Here is a 16,077-nt window from a genome sequence, read left to right on the forward strand (position 1 = left end):
CGGCGGACGTCACCGGGTCGGTGACGCCGGCGGACTCGTCATTGCCGGCGGCCCTCGTCTCCGTCCCTTCCGTCGCACAGGTAACAGGTATCGGCGATTCGGCCAACCCCAGCCGCCGCACATGCCTTGCGGCACGGCGACCTCGTCTGCAGCGCCCGGCAATCACGGGCGTCGCGCTTCGTCCGGAATCGAGCGCGTTCGAATCGCCTCTGGCGTCGTTGAGCCAGACACCGCCGGACCACCCAGGTGCGGCGCCGACCCCCACGGAGGGATACAGGTGACCGTGACCGACACCTCGACCGACAGCTCGAGCATGCCGCCCCCTCCCCCTCCGGCGACCATCAGCTACGAGGGAAAGCACGGCAAGAACCCGCTCGAAGAGGCCAGCTTCGCCGCGATGTGCAGGAGACTCCCCTCCGTGCTGGGCCACACGGCCCGCATGGCGTGGGCGGTCGATCGGCGCGCCGTCGTCCTGCTGCTCGTCTGCCAGGCCCTCACCGGCGTCGCGGCCGGTGTGCTGCTCGCCTTCACCGCCAGGGCCATGACGCACATCCTCGGCGGGGGCACGGTGTCCGAACGCCTGCACGGCGCCCTGCCCGCGCTCGTGGTCGTCGCCGCGGCCTCCGCCACCGGCCGGATCAGCAGCGCCCTGGCGTCCTACGCGGACGGACGGATCTCCCCCGGCCTGATGACCGCAGCGGACACGGCACTCGTCGCCGCCGTGTGCCGCGTGGAATCCTCCGCCTATGGCGAGGACGGCTTCGCGGACCGCCAGGAAGCCGCGGAAGTCGGCGTCACCCGCACACGGATGATGGTCACCGACGCCCAGCGGTTCATGGCCGCCCTGATCCGTATGATCGCCGCAGGCGGCGTCATCACCGCCCTGCACTGGCTGATGCTTCCGCTCCTGCTGCTCGCCGTGCTTCCGGCCGGCCTCGGCGCCGTCCTGTCCGCCCGCGTCGACTACGAGACCCACTACGCCAACGTCGGCGACCGCAACGTGCGCGGCATGATGCGCTGGTGGGCCACCGACCCGCGCCGCAGCGACGAAGTGCGCGCCAACAGCATGACCGGCTACCTCATCTACTGGTACCGGACCCTGTCGCAACGCATCGACCAGCGCACCCTGGAAGCCGCGCCCCGCATGCTCCGCATCGCCCTGGCCACCTCCGCCCTCGGCGGCCTGTTCCTGCTCGCCACCTGGGCAACCCTGGCCTGGCTCACCGCCACCGGACGTGTCGCGCTGCCCATCGCCGCCACCGCTGTGGTCGCCGTCCAGACCACCCTGGCCGCCCTCTCCCAGTTCGTCATCTACGGCGCCGCGCTCTTCCACACCTCCCTGTATCTCGCCGACATGCGCGGCTTCCTCGACTTCGCCACCGCCCGGGCTCCAAAACGGGGCGAGTCGACCATCCCGGACCGTGTGGACGAGATCCGGCTCGACGACGTCGTCTACCGCTACCCGGGCAAGGACGAACCGGCCGTCGCCGGAGTCTCCCTCACGCTGCGCCGCGGCGAGATCCTGGCGCTCGTGGGTGAGAACGGCTCAGGCAAGTCCACCCTGACCCGGCTGATCGCCGGCATCCTCCTCCCCGACAAGGGGCGCGTCCTGTGGAACCACACCGATCTCGCCCAGGCGGACCCCGGCTCCCTCTGGTCCCGCACGGCCCTCGTGCCGCAGAACTTCGCCACCTGGCCCCTGCGCGCGCGAGAGAACATCACCCTGGGTCAGCCCCTCAGCATCGACGACGCACCCGTATGGGAGGCCGTCGACGCCGTCGGCATGCGCGACGCGATCGAGAAACTCCCCCACCGGCTCGACACCCTTCTCGCCCGCGAACTCTTCGGAGGCGCCGAACTCTCCGGCGGCCAATGGCAGCGACTCGCCTGCGGACGCGCCCTGTACCGCCGGACTCCACTGCTGATCCTCGACGAACCCACCTCACAGATGGACCCCCGCGGCGAGCACCAGATCTTCGAAAAGGTGAAGGCCATCGCCTCGGAGCGCATGACGATCGTCGTCACCCACCGGTTGGAGAACACCAAGCTCGCCGACCACATCGTGGTCATGGAAGAGGGCCGTATCACCGAGCAGGGCCGCTACGACGACCTGGTCCACGGCGGCGGCACATTCGCCGAACTCCTGGCCCTGTCCCAAGACCGCTGACTGCGGCTTCCCCGCACCATCTCTCCTGCGCATGCGCGGACGTGTCCCCGTCGAAAAGCACGGGGGCGGGTCAGGGGACGTACCGGTCATGGCCCGCGGCAGTGGTGCCGCTTGATTCTCTCTCTTGGCCATCTGCGGGTCCTGATGAGGAAAGCCGCGCGGAGGAGTGCGGCTTGATAGGGGGGTGCACTTGGCACTACCGAGTGAGTTCACTCGGATGGCCCCTGCGCAGGGACAAGCCGTCAGGTGCCATCGAATATGGAATCCCGGGCGTCCTCCGACGTCCTCGCACCGAAGGACCGGCATGCGAATATCCCGCGAGTCCCGCCGCACCGTGAACATTGCCCGTTGGGGCGCGGCTCTTCTGGCCGTATCGGGTATCACCTCCGGACTGACAGTCGAAACGGCAGAGGCCGGTGGCCCGAGCGGTGACCCCGGCCGGAAGAAGCCCACCATCGTGCTCGTCCACGGCGCCTTCGCCGACGCGTCGAGCTGGAACGGCGTCGTGGCACGGCTCCAGCAGAACGGCTACACGGTGGCCGCACCGGCCAACCCGCTCCGCGGCATTCCCCAGGACTCGACCTACCTCGCAAGCTTCCTGAAGTCCGTCAAGGGACCGATCGTCCTGGTCGGCCATTCCTACGGCGGAGAGGTGATCTCCCAGGCCGCCGTGGGAAACGACAACGTCAAGGCCCTCGTGTACATCAACGCGATCATGCCCGACACGGGGGAGTCGTTCTCCAGCCTCTCCGCGAAGTTCGCTCCCGCCCCGCTCACCAAGGCCCTGAAGCAGGTGCCCTTCCGCAACGGTGACGGCACCACCGGCACGGACGTCTACGTACAGCCGGACAAACTGCACCAGGTCTTCGCCGCCGACCTGCCCACGAGTCAGACCGGCATCCTGGGCGCCACCCAGCGCCCGATCGCGCTCTCGGCGTTCGCGGACAAGCTCACCGGCGCCGCATGGCGGAACAAGCCCGTATACGTCCTTGTCGGCAGACAGGACCAAGTGATCAACCCGGCCCTGGAGCTGTTCGAGGCGAAACGGGCGAATGCTCGTAAGACAGTGGAGATCAATTCGTCGCACGTGTCCCTCATCTCCCACCCGCAGGCCGTCAAGAACCTGATCGTCGACGCCGCCGAGGACTACATGTGGAAGAAGTAGGGCGGTCGTATGAGGGTCCGTCAGCGCGCCGACGGACCCTCATACATGATCGGGCCAGCCCCGCTCAAAGGTGCGGAAGAGGGTTATGCCAGAGGCCCGAAGCAATAGGCACATCGGGGTCGAACATCGCCACAGTGAAACTCCGGGTCTCCTCGGCGGAATGCAATCGCAGGGGCTACAGGGTTTGACCATGACAATCCTCTGAAATGCTCTGCTGGGCCGGCCCTCGTTGTGCCACCGTGTCGGCGACGGCCGACTTTTGGGTCGCATAAATCCGGATTTCTCCACTGGAGACTCCCGCTTTCGCAGGCCATCGCATTGACTATCGCATGGTGGTGGATCTGCCCGGTACGGACGTAGCGAGAACTCTTTCCCTTGATATATTTCGGCACCGGGATTCTATTGCCGCTTCTCGATGCTCATATGCGATACGCGTGCACCGATCGGTCGCAAGTTGCAGATTCCGAGATGTCCACTCACACTCGTTATACAGGTATCAAACTGGTAGTACTACGCCCTCGCCGAGTGACATCTTCCAGAGGAGCATCCCATGGCCAAGATCCTGTGCGTGATGACCGGCGCAAGCTATTGGACCCTGGAGGACGGGCATCGACACCCCACCGGGTACTGGGCCGAGGAGTTCGTGGCGCCTTACACCGTGTTCACCGATGCCGGACACGAGGTCACCGTGGCAACTCCTCGCGGGGTCGTACCCGTTGTGGACACGATGAGCCTGCGGCCCGGTATGGCGGGCGGCGAGGAAAACTCCCTCCGGGAGGAGGCCGTCATCGAGAAGGCGGAGGAGCTGCGGCACCCCATCTCCCTCGAGGAGGTGCGTCTAGAGGACTACGACGCGGTCTACTACCCCGGAGGCCATGGCCCGATGGAAGACCTTTCGGTCGACCCGGACTCCGGGGCGCTCCTACGGGAGGCACTCGCTTCCGGCAAACCACTCGGCGTCGTTTGCCATGCCCCGGCCGCCTTCCTCGCGACCCGTGACGCGAACGGCGACACACCTTTCGCGAACTACCGTGTAGCGGGATTCTGCAACGAGGAGGAGGCCGGAGTCGGATTCGCCGACAAGGCCAAGTGGCTTCTGGAGGACGAGCTGAGGAAGCTGCCTACGGAGTATTCGCGGGGTCCCGCCTGGGAGCCCTACACGGTCGTGGACCGCACCCTCATCACCGGGCAGAACCCCGCGTCCTCGGGCCCCCTCGCCAAGGAACTCGTCAAGGCACTGTCCCCCTAATCAGTCACGCGTGATCACCCGTCAGCTCACTGCATTTCAGCAGGTCACTGGGCATTCCGCCGCGGCTTCAACGGGACCTTGGGAAGCTCGGGCGCCGGCAGCGGGTCACCGTCGTACCCCTTCACCGAACCGAACCGCTCCCCCGACATCCACTCATCACGAGCCTGTACGACCTCTTCGTGTGACCGGCAGATGAAGTTCCACCACATGACGATCTCCTCCTCGAACGGTGTTCCGCCGAGAAGAACCGTCCGGGCAGTCTCGTCCGACTCGTTGACAAGCGTCAGTGTGTCGATTCCGGTGGGGACATAACCCAACTCCGCAGGGTGCAACAGGGTGCCGGCAACCCGGACCTGGCCCTGGTCGACGAGGAGGCCGTGCTCGAAGCGGGGGGCCACGGCGAGTGTGAGGGCGGCGCGGGGTTCGAGGGTGACTTCGGCGCCGAGCAGGGGCGTGAAGGTCCGCACCGGTGAGGTGGCTCCGGCGAGGGTGCCCAGGAAGACCCTGATCTCCGCGCCGTCGCCGCGTACCGGCTCGGGCACGTAGTGCTGGAAGTCCCGCTCGGTGTCGCGGTGCTCCCCGGGAAGCGCCACCCACAGCTGGACGCCGTGCAGGACGGTGGTCCGCGCGGTGGAGACCTCGGAGTGGCTGATGCCGTGTCCACCGGTCATGAGGTTCAGCTCACCGGGCCGTACGTACGCGTGGCTGCCGAGGCTGTCGCGGTGCTCGATCTCACCGCTGAACAGCCAGCTCACCGTCTGCAGTCCGGTGTGCGGATGCGGGGCCACCACCATGCCGCCCGTGCGAGCGACGTCGTCGGGCCCGTAGTGGTCGGCGAAGCACCAGGCTCCGATCAGGCTCCGGGCACGCTGCGGGAGCGTGCGCCGCACGGTCATCGACCGCGGGCCGCCCAGCGGCACGTCGCGTGGGGTGAGTACGCCGACAGGACCTGCTTCGGCGTTGCTCATCGGGGCCACCTCCTGCTTACAGGATAGTTTCACATTCAACCACTACAATCCTGATCATAGGACGATAGCGGCACCACGTACACGCCCGAGTAAGGGGAGCCGGGAACGGCTCCCGGAGGAGTGCAGGTTGAACAGCGCCACGCCGGGGTCCGCGACCCAGCGGATCTTCATCGACAAGCAGAGCCCCAAGGCGTACCACGCGCTGGTGCAGACATCGGAGGCGGTGCGCGCGGCCGCCGCCGACGCCGGGCTCGACCGCACGCTGGTGGAGCTGGTCAACCTCCGTGTGTCGCAGATCAACGGCTGCGCCTACTGCCTCCACGTGCACACCCGGGCCGCCCTGCGCGCCGGCGAGACGACGCAACGGCTGGGAGTGCTGGCGGCCTGGCGCGACACCGAGCTGTTCACTCCGGAGGAACGGGCGGCTCTCGCGCTGGCGGAGTCGACCACGCAGCCGGCCGACGCCGCCGCGCAGGATTCCGCCTACGCCGCCGCCCGGGACTCGCTCACCGACGACCAGATATCCGCGGTGATCTGGGTGGCGATCACCATCAACGCGTTCAACCGCGTCTCGATCATGAGCAAGCATCCGGTACGGGCGGATCGGTGACGTCGGCCTCGCCGGTCGGCGGGGCGTCACCGTAGGGCCGCCAGCGCCGGTTCCAGCGCCCGATGGAACGTCGGGTAGGTGTAGATCATGTGCTGGAGGCGCTCGACCGGGACCTCCGCGTGGACGGCCACGTTCAGTCCGTACAGCAACTCGCCGCCGGCCGGCCCCGCCGAGGTCGCGCCGACCAGGACGCCCCGGTCGGCGTCCTCGACCAGCTTGACGAACCCCTCGCCCCCCGGTCCGTGGATCCAGCCTCGGGTCGAGGAGGAGTTGGGCAGCACGGCGGTCCGCACCCGCAGGCCGCGCTCACGGGCCTGGCGCTCGGTGAGTCCCACGGCGGCGATCTCGGGGTCGGTGAAGGTGACCCGGGGCAACGCCCGGTAGTCCGCGTCGGGACCGGGCCTGCCGAGGATGTCACGGACGGCGATCTGGGCCTGGTACATCGACACATGGGTGAACGCGCCCCGGCCGGTGACGTCGCCGACCGCCCAGAGTCCCTCCGCCGCCCGCATCTGCCCGTCCGTGGGCACGACGCCGGCGGTCGGATCGAGTCCCACCGTCTCGACAGCCAGTCCGGCGAGTTCGGCGTGCCGTCCGGTCGCGACGAGCAGCCGCTCGCTGCGCAGCGGCTCCGCCGCCCCGTCGAGCCACACGGTGAACTCGTTCCCGTCATGGCTCACTTGCCGGGCCCGTACCCCGGTGAGCACGGTCACACCGTCGGCCCGCAGTGCCTCGGCGGCGAGGTCGCCCGACTCCGGTTCCTCCTGGGACAACAGCCGCTCCTGTCCCTCGACCACGGTCACGCGGCAGGTGAAGCGGGCGAAGACCTGGGCGACCTCCACGCCGATGGCGCCGCCGCCGAGGACGACCATCGACGCCGGCAGTTCCTTGGCGGCCATGGCGTCCCGATTGGTCCAGTACGGGGTCGCGGCAAGTCCCGGCACCGGGGGAATCCGCGGCCGGCTGCCCGTGGCCAGCACGACACCCCGGCGGCTCACGAACGTACGGTCGCCGACCGTCACCCGGCGCGGGCCGGCGAGGCGTCCCGTGCCGCGGACCAGGCGGCCTCCCTTGGCCGTCAGACGGTCGACCGCCACCTGGTCGTTCCAGTCGTCGGTGGCCTCCTGCCGGATGCGTCCGGCGACCCGGGACCAGTCCGGGGTCAGGTCCACATCGCCGGCCAGGGCGGCCACGCGCCGCGCCTCGGCCAGCAGGTTGCCCGCCCGGATCATCATCTTGCTGGGCACGCACCCCCAGTACGGACATTCGCCCCCGACCAGTTCCGCCTCGACGCCGACCACCTCGAGACCGGCCTCGGCCAGCGCGCCCGCGGCGTATTCACCGCCCGGTCCGAGGCCGACGACGACCACGTCCACCTGCTCGTCCACGCCCTTGCCTCCTTGTCCGTGCGGCTGTGCCAGAGGCCGCAGGCACCGAGGTTAGGGCGACGGGGACGGCGCCCCGAGTCCCTGAGCGCACGGTTGCCGACCCGAGAGCGAACACCCGCGCACCGGCCGGGACCATGGTGCGCGCACGGACACCGATGTGTGCGCTGCCGGACAATTCACCCGGCGCTCCCCGGCCTACCGTCATCGGCGTACAAGCAGCACGGCATCCCAGGAGGCGCGCCATGACCACCCACTCCAAGCCCGCGAGCAGCCAACCGTGGCTGCATCAGAAAGGCGCGGTCATCCAGGAGTTCGGGACCGTCAAGCAGTTCCCGCTGGGGCTGACGTACGAGGCGCGCATGTACGCCTGCCAGCGCCTGAACAAGGTCCTCGCGGACACGCAGATCCTCTACGGCCTCTACAAGAAGCACCACTGGATCATGCGCGGCGCGACCTTCTACCAGCTGCACCTGCTCCTGGACAAGCACGCGGGAGAACAGCTGGAACTCGTCGACACGATCGCCGAGCGGGTGCAGACCCTGGGCGGGGTCGCCGTCGGCGACTCCCGGCACGTGGCGGAGCTCACGTCGATCCCGCGTCCGCCGGACGGCGTGGAGGAAGTCCCGGCCATGCTCTCACGGCTGCTCGAGGCCCACGAGACGATCCTGACGCAGGCCCACGACGCGGCTGCCCGCACCGCCGAACTGGGCGACGACGGCACCAACGACCTGCTGGTGTCCCAGGTGATCCGCACCGGCGAACTGCAGGCCTGGTTCCTGGCCGAGCACCTGGTCGACACTCCCCTGGTCCGCTCCTGAGCGGCAATCGGCCGCGTGCCCGGTAGGTCCGTCCGTACGACGGCGTGCCGGGCACGCGTTCGTCGCGGGCCGCTCGTGCGGTGCGATGATCGAGGCGCGTGTCGGCCGCCGTGGAGGACGACCCGCCCGGAGCGTTCGTCGGGGAGAGTGGGTATGGACCTGCGGCAGATGGAGGTCGTCGTCACGGTCGCCGAAGAGGGCGGTTTCACCGCGGCGGCGCGCCGGCTGCACGTGGTGCAGTCGGCGGTGTCCGGAGCGGTGCGCACGCTGGAGAAGGAACTCGGGATCCAGCTGTTCGACCGGACCACACACCGGGTGGCGCTGACCGCGGCCGGCGAGGAGTTCGTACCGGCCGCCCGCGCGGCACTGCGGGCCGCCGAGCAGGCGCGGGAGGCGGCGGCCGGCGCACGGGGCGAGCTGCGCGGACACGTCACGGTGGGCACGATGCAGGGTGTCTGGGCCGGGCTGCACCGCGCCCTGGCCGCGCTGCGGGCGGAGCATCCGCGCGTCGTGGTGCGGCTCCGGCAGGCGGCTGTCACCGAGCTCCGCCAGGCACTGCGCGACGGCTCGGTCGACCTCGCCGTCGTCGCCCTCGACCGGCAGCAGCAACGGGGGCTGGTGACCCGGCTGCTGGCACGGGAGGAGATGGTCCTTGCCGCCTCGTCCGAGCGCGCCTTCGCCCATGCCGACCAGGTGACGTTGGCGGAGACGGCCGACCTGCCATTCGTCGACTTCACACCCGGCTGGGCGATCCGGCACGCCGTGGACCGGGCCTACCGGGCCGCCGGGGTCGAGCGCAGCCCCGCCTTCGAGGTCAACGACATCGTCGCCGCGTCCGAACTGGTCCGGCACGACCTCGGCGTGTGCATCATGCCCGAGTCGATCGCCGCACGCTTCCCCGACCTGACCCTGCGCCACTTCGCCCGGCACGCACCGCACTGGAACGTCCTGGTGGTGCGGCCCGGTGGCACCGTAGCGCCGGCGGTCACCGCGCTGATGCGACACATCACCTGACGGTCGGCCCACACCACGGGGCGGCCGACTCACACCACGGGGCCTCGGCACCCGAGCGCGGATGCGGACCCCGCGTCCGCATGCGGACACCGGCACGACCGGCCGTGGCGACCGACGGGGGCGCGGGACGGAGCATGGACCGGGGCGTGGGCCGGGACGAGCCATCAGCCCGCCGCACGACCGCCGGCTCGCCCCAGCCGGCGCCGACACCCAACCCCTGTGCGCCGACACCCGCCCCTCGGACCACGGACACCCGAGGCCGAACACGAGTGGCCGCCCGGCCGGGGCACCCGGACCCGGCCCGACGCCCGGACGCCCGGGCCGGGCATGCCATGCATACCGTCAGTCTGCCGGTCGGACCGCGGCTCGCCGCTCCGTCGTCCGACAGGGCTCCGGATCCCCGGGTTCCGGTCGATGTGGTCGCGGATGCACGAGACGAGGTGGGCACGCGCGGCCTCCGTCCCCGTGGTGCGGTGCCTGATCCGCTCGGCCACGAGGGTGGCGAACATGTCCACGACGCCGGCGGCGAGCCCGCCCGCGACCACCGGGAAGTACGCGTGCGCCGAGCCGGCCGGCGTCGCCATGACTACGGACAGTAATGTTCAGCTCACGGCTGTGTCCTCCGAATGCGCCGGATTCGACCGCCCTGCACGCTGGAAGCAACAACGGCGCGTAAAGCCGGAGGAGGTACCAGTGGCGCACGGCGATCCAGGTCGACAGGTGGACGAGGCGGCGGCTTCGATGCTGGAGGCGCTGTTCACCCGGTCACCCGTCGGGCTGCACTTTCTGGACACCGATATGCGGGTCGTGCGGGTCAACGCCGCCACGTCCGCCGAGGCAGGCCTCTCTGTCGGCGACGTGATCGGGCAGCCGATCAGCGCCGTGTACGGCATGGTCGAGGGCGACGACATCGAGGCTCCCGTCCGGAAGGTGCTGGACACCGGGGTCCCCCTGCGGCAGCACATCGTCCGGACACGGCTCAGGGAGGACCCGTCCCGGGCACGACACTTCGAGATCACCGCGCTGCGCCTGGAGGACCCGCACGGGACGGTTCTCGGCCTGGCCGTCACCGCGGTCGACGTCACCGAACGGGAGCGGGCCCGTGGCCGCGCCCAGGTGCTGGACGCCGTCCGCCGGACCGTGGGACGCACCCTGGACACGGCGGTGTCCTGCGAGGACCTCGTCGATGCCCTGGTGCCCGCGTTCGCCGACCTCGCCGTCGTGGAGGTGGTGGACGCCGTGATCCGCGGCGATGACCCGCCGCTCGCCCCGTTGCCCCTGAACACGCCCCTGATGCGCGTCGCCTTCCGGAGCACGGCCGCGCACCCGCCCCAGGCCCATCCGGTGGGGGACGTACACCGCCTGCCGGGTCCCACGCCCTTCACCCAGGCCATGGCCGATCTGCACCCCCGGGTGGTCGACCTGCCCCCCGACGCCCCGTGGCTGTCCGTCGACCCGCCGCGTGCCGAGGCCATCCGCACCTCGCGCGCCCACACCCTCCTCGCCGCTCCCCTGACCCTGCGCGACACGGTCCTGGGCCTCGTCAGCCTCTACCGCACCGGACAGTCCCCGCCCTTCGACGAGGGCGACCGGGACCTCGCGGTCGAACTGGCCGCCCACACGGCCCTGTGTATCGACAACGCCCGCCGCTTCACCCGGGAACACACCGTCGCCGCCACGGTCCAGCGTCAACTGCTGCCCCGGAGCCCCGAGACCCACTCCTCCCTGGAGACGGCGTACCTGTCCGTCACGGGTGCCGTTCCCGGCGCCTGGTACGACACCATCGCCCTGTCGAGCGCCCGCACCGCGCTCGTCGTCGGCAACGTGCCCGGAAGAAGCCTCAACGCGGCCGCCACCATGGGCCAGTTGCGCACGGTCGTGCGCTCGCTCTCCACGTTCGACCTCGCCCCCGACGAGCTCCTGGCCCGGCTGCACGACACGGCGGCACAGCTGGCGACCGAGCGGGCGGCGCTGCCCCTGGGCGACCCGCTGCGCCGCGAGACGCTCACCGCCGACTGCGTGTACGCGGTCCACGACCCCCTGACCGGCAGCTGCACGATGGCCGGCGCCGGGCGGCTGGCCCCCGTCCTCGTCCGCCCCGACGGCACCGTCACCGTCCCCGACACGCCGGCCGGCCCCGGCCTCGGCACCGAGGAGGACGCGCCGTTCGCCACCGTGGAGTTCGAGGTGCCGGACGGCAGCGTCCTGGTGTTCGCCAGCGACCCGCTGCTGACCTCGTACCTCGCGGACTCCTCAGGCCCGCTGCGGAAATCGCCGGACTACGGCGAGCGGCCCCTCCAGGACCTGTGCGACGACATCGTGTACGCGCTCCCGGCCGACCTGGGGGCGGGCGACGCCGCGGTGCTCGTCGCGCGGGCCCGGTGCTTCCCCGCGGACCGGTTCACCGCCTGGCGGTTCGACTCCGAGCCGACCGCGGTGGCGCTCGCCCGGCAACGTACGCACAGGCAGCTCGTCGCGTGGTGCGTGGACGAGGAGACGGCGTTCAACACGGAGCTCATCGTCAGCGAGCTGGTCACCAACGCCATCCGGTACGGCAGCCCGCCTGTGGAAGTCCGTCTGGTCAACGACCGCAGCCTGACGTGCGAGGTCTGTGACACCGGCTCGGCCGCACCCCACCTGCGCCACGCCCGCACGGTCGACGAGGGCGGACGGGGTCTGTTCATCGCCGCGCAGCTGGCCCAGGCATGGGGCACCCGCTACACGCCCCAGGGCAAGACGATCTGGACCGAGCAGTCGTTTCCCATCTGACAGGACCCCGGTTGACGGACATACGGGGGCGACAGCGTCTCCGGGGGCGGACCGCAGGACCGGCGCTGTGTCCTGCGGCGCCCACGTCGCGAAGGTGTCCGGCACCCTCACTGCTGGGGAGAGCTCTCCCCGTCTCCCGCCGGCGGTCCGGCCGCGGCTGATGAAGCGCTCACCACGTCCACGTCGCTCGCCCGGACGTAGGCGAGCCGGTGGCCGAACTGGATCTCGTAGTACTCCTCCTGGCCCTTCACCACCGGGTTCGGTGTGTCGACGAAGAACGACCTGTCGATGTAGGAGCCGTCGAGACGGCCCTGTGTCACGTACCGCTGGCCCTCGAGGAGGCTGTACGGGAGCGGTGACTCGGGGGGCTCCTCCACCCCCTCCGGGTAGGCGTCCTCCTCCGGGAGGGCACGCCCGAACACCGGAATCTCGCTCAGGCCGTCCTTCGGAGTCACCATCCGGCCGGCCGCACCGACGGCCGTCGGGTGCTTCTTCGGATTGCTGAACCACGCCTTGTTGCCCTGGAACCAGATCGCCGTCCAGTCGCCGCTGCGTTCGGCGACTGCGAAGGTCTGGCCGGCGGAGACCCGCGACCCCAGGTCGTTGACGTCCTTCGTGGAGTCGTCGCCGTCCGGGTGCCGGCCCGGGTCCTGGATCAGCGGGGCGTCCTCGGACGGCTCGGTGTGGAGGCGGACGGCGCTGGAGCCGTGCGGCGCACACAGCACACCGTCGCCGGCACACCCCGTGAACGGCGGCTTGTGGGTGGCGAAGTCGGGCAGCACGGTCACCATGTCGCTGTCCGGTCCGGCCGTGGCCCGCAGTGGCGCGCCGAGGAGGTCGAAGTAGTGGCGCCAGTCCCAGAAGGGGCCGGGGTCGTCGTGCATGTCGGGGATGCTGCCGGCGGTCGGGGACGGCACGTTGTCGTGGCCGAAGATGTGCTGCCGGTCGAGCGGGACGTCGTACTTCTTGGCCAGGTAGCGCACCAGGCGGGCCGACGACCGGTACATCTCCTCCGTGTACCAGGTGTTGGGCTGCGTGAGGAAACCTTCATGCTCGATGCCGATCGAGCGGGCGTTCACGAACTGGTTGCCGGAGTGCCAGGCCATGTCCTTGGTCCTGATGTGCTGCGTGACGTGACCGTCTTTGGAGCGGATGGAGTAGTGCCACGACGCCTCCGTCGGATCCTGGACGGTCTGGAACATGTTCGGCAGGTACGCCTCGGTGTCATGGATGACGATGTACTCGATCTTCTGGTCCCTGGGCCGGTCGGCCAGGTCGTGATTGCCGTAGTCGCCGTCGTCGTCGATCTCGACGTACGGCGCGCTGAGCCAGGAGCAGGACAGCTCCGGCGGGCACTCGACATCCTTCGGCTGCCGTGCGACCACCGGGCGGTGGGGGCGCACGCCCGGGCTGGCGGGGAGGTTGACGCGCTGGCCCGCGTCGGTGGTGCGGTGGGCGCCCTGGCGGATCACCGCGAAGACGTCGTTGGCGTACGTCGCCGCCGAGTCCCGGTCAGCCGTGCCCGGGAACCGCGCCACCGCCTCCCACCAGTCCGCGGTGTCGGCGCTGAGCGGCTTGCCGAGCTGTCGTTGCGTCTCCGCCAGGAGGGCCGCGCCGCCGCGCACGTTGGCGGCCGCGTCCGTCCGGAGCTTCTCCGCCGGGACCCCGATCAGGCGGGCGGCCCGTGCCAGGTCCGCCGGCTGCACGGAGCGGCCGCTCGAGACGTTCGCCCCCGGTGAGGCCGGCGGTCCCGCCGCCATCGCGTCCGGCCGGGCAGTCCCGCGGGGCGGCGCCGACGGGTCCAGGGCCTGGCCGGCGTCCACCAGGTGCATCGGCCCGTAGCCGCCGACGACGCTCGGGGCGCCCGGATGGGAGTCCCACCGCGACTGGAGGTAGGCCACGCCCATGAGCACACTTCGCGGCACGTGGTACTCGTTCGCGGCATCCGTGAAGGCGTCCTGGAGGCGCCGGTCGTCCGGCCCGCCGCCCAGCGGACCGGTCAGCAGGGGCACCAGGAGCGCCGCCGACGCGGTCACGCAGATCAACCAGCGCCGCCCGCGCAGGGCGCCGGGGACACGGGGGGCGACAGGTCTTCTCATCATTGCAAAGATCTCCAACCATGCTCGTCGCAGCCAGGACGCAAGCAGGACGCAACCAGGACAAAGGAGTTGCCCTTGACGCCACCCCTCGTACGCTTCCGTGTCCGACGAGCCACGTCGCGCCAACCGTCACCGGCGTGGACCAGCGGCCCGGCACAGGCCACCCGGTCGGCGGCAGTACGTGCGGCGTGGCGGCTCAGTCCTGGACCGGGTCGACCTGCCAGTCGGGGTGCCCCGGCATGGGCGGGGTGTGTGCCCCGTACAGCCACGGGGTCAGGAACGGGCCGAGGTCCTCGCCGGCGACCTCGGAGGCGAGCGCGACGAAGTCCCGGGTGCCGGCGGCCCGGCCGCGGTACTTCGTCACCCAGGACCGTTCGATCGTCTCGAAGGTCTCCTCGCCGACCTTCTCCCGGAGGGCGTAGAGCACCAGCGCCGAGCCGTCGTACCGCATCAGCTTGAACAGGGTCGCCTCGGTGGGTTCGGCGGGCGCCCCGTCGTCGTGCCGCCACTGGTCGTGCTGCTCGTACGCCGCCCGCATCGCGTCCTCGAGGCTGCTGCCGCCGTGGGTGTCGGAGTAGAGACGTTCGTAGAAGCGGGCGTGCCCCTCGCTCAGCCACAGGTCGGACCACCGGCGGATGGCGACGCTGTCGCCGGTCCAGTGGTGGGTCAGTTCGTGCACGAGGTTGCGCTCGGCGTCGACCCGGTCACCCAGCAGGTCGCCCCTCGGCAGGACGGACAGCGACTGCGACTCCAGCGCCACCGGCAGGTCGGTGTCCCCGACCAGCACGCCGTAGCGGCGGAAGGGATACGGGCCCAGCCGCTCTTCCAGCCAGGCCAGGTGCTCGGGGGTGAGCGAGCGGTACGCCTCGGTGTCGGTGACCAGGTCCCCCGGGACCACGTCCCGGACGGGCAGCCCGCGCGGGCCGGTGCTGTCGACGAACGCGAACTTGCCGATCGCCATCTGGATCAGCTGCGCCGCGACCGGCTGCTCGGAGTCGTACGTCCACCGGACCCGTCCGTCGGGTCGTCGGACGCGCTCGACGAGCCGGCCGTTGGCCACTGCGCTGAGGCCTGGTGGGGTGGTGATCCGGAAGGTGACCGGCGCCCGCAGGCTCGGGTGGTCGTCCGCCGGGAAGATCATCTTGGCGCCGTCGGGCTGTGCGTAGACCATCGTGCCGTCGGGCGTGGGCACCCAGCCGTAGTCCCGGATCGCGTCCCCGCGGTGCCGTCGTTGTGTCGGGTCGGCGGTGTAGGCGACCCGCACCGTGAAGGTGCTCCCCCGGGGGATCGGCTTCGCGGGCGTGACGACGAGTTCGTCGCCGTCGCGCAGGGCGCTCGCCGGTGCGCCGTCCACGGTGACCGTGTGCAGCGTGTTGCCCGCGAAGTCGAGATCGAAACGGGACAGGTCCTGCGTGGCGGTGGCACTGACGGTGGCGGCGGCCTCGAAGGGGGTGCGCGGTGCCCGCCAGTCGAAGTCGAGCGTGTAGCGGCGGACCGTGTAGCCGCCGTTGCCGTCGAGCGGCACGAGCGGGTCGCCGATGCCCGGGGCGCCAGGTGACGGGGCCGCGGTGGGGCCGGGGCGGCCAGGAAAGCGGTGGCCCTCCTGGGGGACGGTGCGGGTGAGGACGGCGACTCCGGTGATCACGACGGCACCGGTGAGAGCGAGGGCGAGGATCGTGCGGCGAGCCCGGAGGCCACGGCGGCCGCTCTGTCCCTGGGCCGGTTGCCTCGGGGACCGCGTGAACGACGCCTTCACCGGAGGAACCGGTGGGCCTCACGGCATGCCCGGCTCGGTCGGCGCACGCGGCCGGCGACGGTCGTGATCTCCAT

General features: G+C 70.6%; 11 protein-coding genes. 7 read left to right on the forward strand and 4 right to left on the reverse strand.

Annotated elements, in window-relative coordinates:
- The first annotated feature begins 313 nt into the window (after nt 1-313).
- The 3 genes from ACFY16_RS34965 (at nt 314) to ACFY16_RS34975 (ending at nt 4,581) form a co-directional block, all read left to right on the forward strand.
- A complete protein-coding gene (locus tag ACFY16_RS34965) occupies nt 314-2,167 on the forward strand; it encodes an ATP-binding cassette domain-containing protein (protein ID WP_390651285.1) in 1,854 nt (617 codons plus the stop codon).
- A gap of 304 nt (nt 2,168-2,471) precedes the next feature.
- On the forward strand, nt 2,472-3,332 hold the full coding sequence (locus ACFY16_RS34970) for an alpha/beta fold hydrolase (RefSeq protein WP_390651256.1): 861 nt from the start codon (nt 2,472-2,474) through the stop codon (nt 3,330-3,332).
- A 550-nt stretch (nt 3,333-3,882) separates the two neighbouring features.
- On the forward strand, nt 3,883-4,581 hold the full coding sequence (locus ACFY16_RS34975; protein WP_390651257.1) for a type 1 glutamine amidotransferase domain-containing protein: 699 nt from the start codon (nt 3,883-3,885) through the stop codon (nt 4,579-4,581).
- A gap of 44 nt (nt 4,582-4,625) precedes the next feature.
- On the opposite strand, the gene ACFY16_RS34980 is transcribed toward ACFY16_RS34975, so the two are convergent.
- The gene (locus ACFY16_RS34980) at nt 4,626-5,549 is read right to left on the reverse strand and encodes a pirin family protein (protein WP_390651258.1); all 924 of its coding nucleotides are present in this window, start codon (nt 5,547-5,549) and stop codon (nt 4,626-4,628) included.
- Between the two features lie 127 nt (nt 5,550-5,676).
- Here ACFY16_RS34980 and ACFY16_RS34985 point away from each other — a divergent pair, with 127 nt between their 5' ends.
- Nucleotides 5,677-6,159 (forward strand): carboxymuconolactone decarboxylase family protein, encoded by a 483-nt coding sequence (locus ACFY16_RS34985; protein WP_390651259.1) that lies wholly within the window; start codon nt 5,677-5,679, stop codon nt 6,157-6,159.
- A 26-nt stretch (nt 6,160-6,185) separates the two neighbouring features.
- Here the strand turns inward: ACFY16_RS34985 and ACFY16_RS34990 are convergent, their stop codons facing one another.
- Nucleotides 6,186-7,547: a dihydrolipoyl dehydrogenase family protein gene (locus ACFY16_RS34990; RefSeq protein WP_390651260.1), complete on the reverse strand. Its 1,362-nt coding sequence runs from the start codon at nt 7,545-7,547 to the stop codon at nt 6,186-6,188.
- A 242-nt stretch (nt 7,548-7,789) separates the two neighbouring features.
- On the opposite strand from ACFY16_RS34990, the gene ACFY16_RS34995 reads away from it, so the two are divergent.
- From ACFY16_RS34995 to ACFY16_RS35005, 3 genes are all read left to right on the forward strand, one after another.
- Nucleotides 7,790-8,365 (forward strand): Dps family protein, encoded by a 576-nt coding sequence (locus ACFY16_RS34995; RefSeq protein ID WP_390651261.1) that lies wholly within the window; start codon nt 7,790-7,792, stop codon nt 8,363-8,365.
- Between the two features lie 153 nt (nt 8,366-8,518).
- A complete protein-coding gene (locus ACFY16_RS35000) occupies nt 8,519-9,379 on the forward strand; it encodes a LysR family transcriptional regulator (protein WP_390651262.1) in 861 nt (286 codons plus the stop codon).
- A gap of 693 nt (nt 9,380-10,072) precedes the next feature.
- Nucleotides 10,073-12,148 (forward strand): SpoIIE family protein phosphatase, encoded by a 2,076-nt coding sequence (locus ACFY16_RS35005; protein WP_390651263.1) that lies wholly within the window; start codon nt 10,073-10,075, stop codon nt 12,146-12,148.
- A gap of 107 nt (nt 12,149-12,255) precedes the next feature.
- Here ACFY16_RS35005 and ACFY16_RS35010 read toward each other — a convergent pair whose 3' ends face one another.
- Both ACFY16_RS35010 and ACFY16_RS35015 read right to left on the reverse strand, forming a co-directional pair.
- The gene (locus ACFY16_RS35010; RefSeq protein WP_390651286.1) at nt 12,256-14,247 is read right to left on the reverse strand and encodes an N-acetylmuramoyl-L-alanine amidase; all 1,992 of its coding nucleotides are present in this window, start codon (nt 14,245-14,247) and stop codon (nt 12,256-12,258) included.
- A gap of 196 nt (nt 14,248-14,443) precedes the next feature.
- Nucleotides 14,444-15,892 (reverse strand): M1 family metallopeptidase, encoded by a 1,449-nt coding sequence (locus ACFY16_RS35015; protein WP_390651264.1) that lies wholly within the window; start codon nt 15,890-15,892, stop codon nt 14,444-14,446.
- Nucleotides 15,893-16,077: the final 185 nt, after the last annotated feature.

This window comes from Streptomyces sp. NPDC001315 (assembly GCF_042896175.1).
Lineage (GTDB): Bacteria > Actinomycetota > Actinomycetes > Streptomycetales > Streptomycetaceae > Streptomyces.

What these genes read in the sequence shown, in the direction of transcription:
- ACFY16_RS34965 (WP_390651285.1), top strand. Translation starts at nt 314, where the DNA reads ATGCCGCCCCCTCCCCCTCCGGCGACCATCAGCTACGAGGGAAAGCAC.
- ACFY16_RS34970 (WP_390651256.1), top strand. Translation starts at nt 2,472, where the DNA reads ATGCGAATATCCCGCGAGTCCCGCCGCACCGTGAACATTGCCCGTTGG.
- ACFY16_RS35010 (WP_390651286.1), bottom strand. Translation starts at nt 14,247, where the DNA reads ATGAGAAGACCTGTCGCCCCCCGTGTCCCCGGCGCCCTGCGCGGGCGG.
- ACFY16_RS34995 (WP_390651261.1), top strand. Translation starts at nt 7,790, where the DNA reads ATGACCACCCACTCCAAGCCCGCGAGCAGCCAACCGTGGCTGCATCAG.
- ACFY16_RS34980 (WP_390651258.1), bottom strand. Translation starts at nt 5,549, where the DNA reads ATGAGCAACGCCGAAGCAGGTCCTGTCGGCGTACTCACCCCACGCGAC.
- ACFY16_RS34975 (WP_390651257.1), top strand. Translation starts at nt 3,883, where the DNA reads ATGGCCAAGATCCTGTGCGTGATGACCGGCGCAAGCTATTGGACCCTG.
- ACFY16_RS35000 (WP_390651262.1), top strand. Translation starts at nt 8,519, where the DNA reads ATGGACCTGCGGCAGATGGAGGTCGTCGTCACGGTCGCCGAAGAGGGC.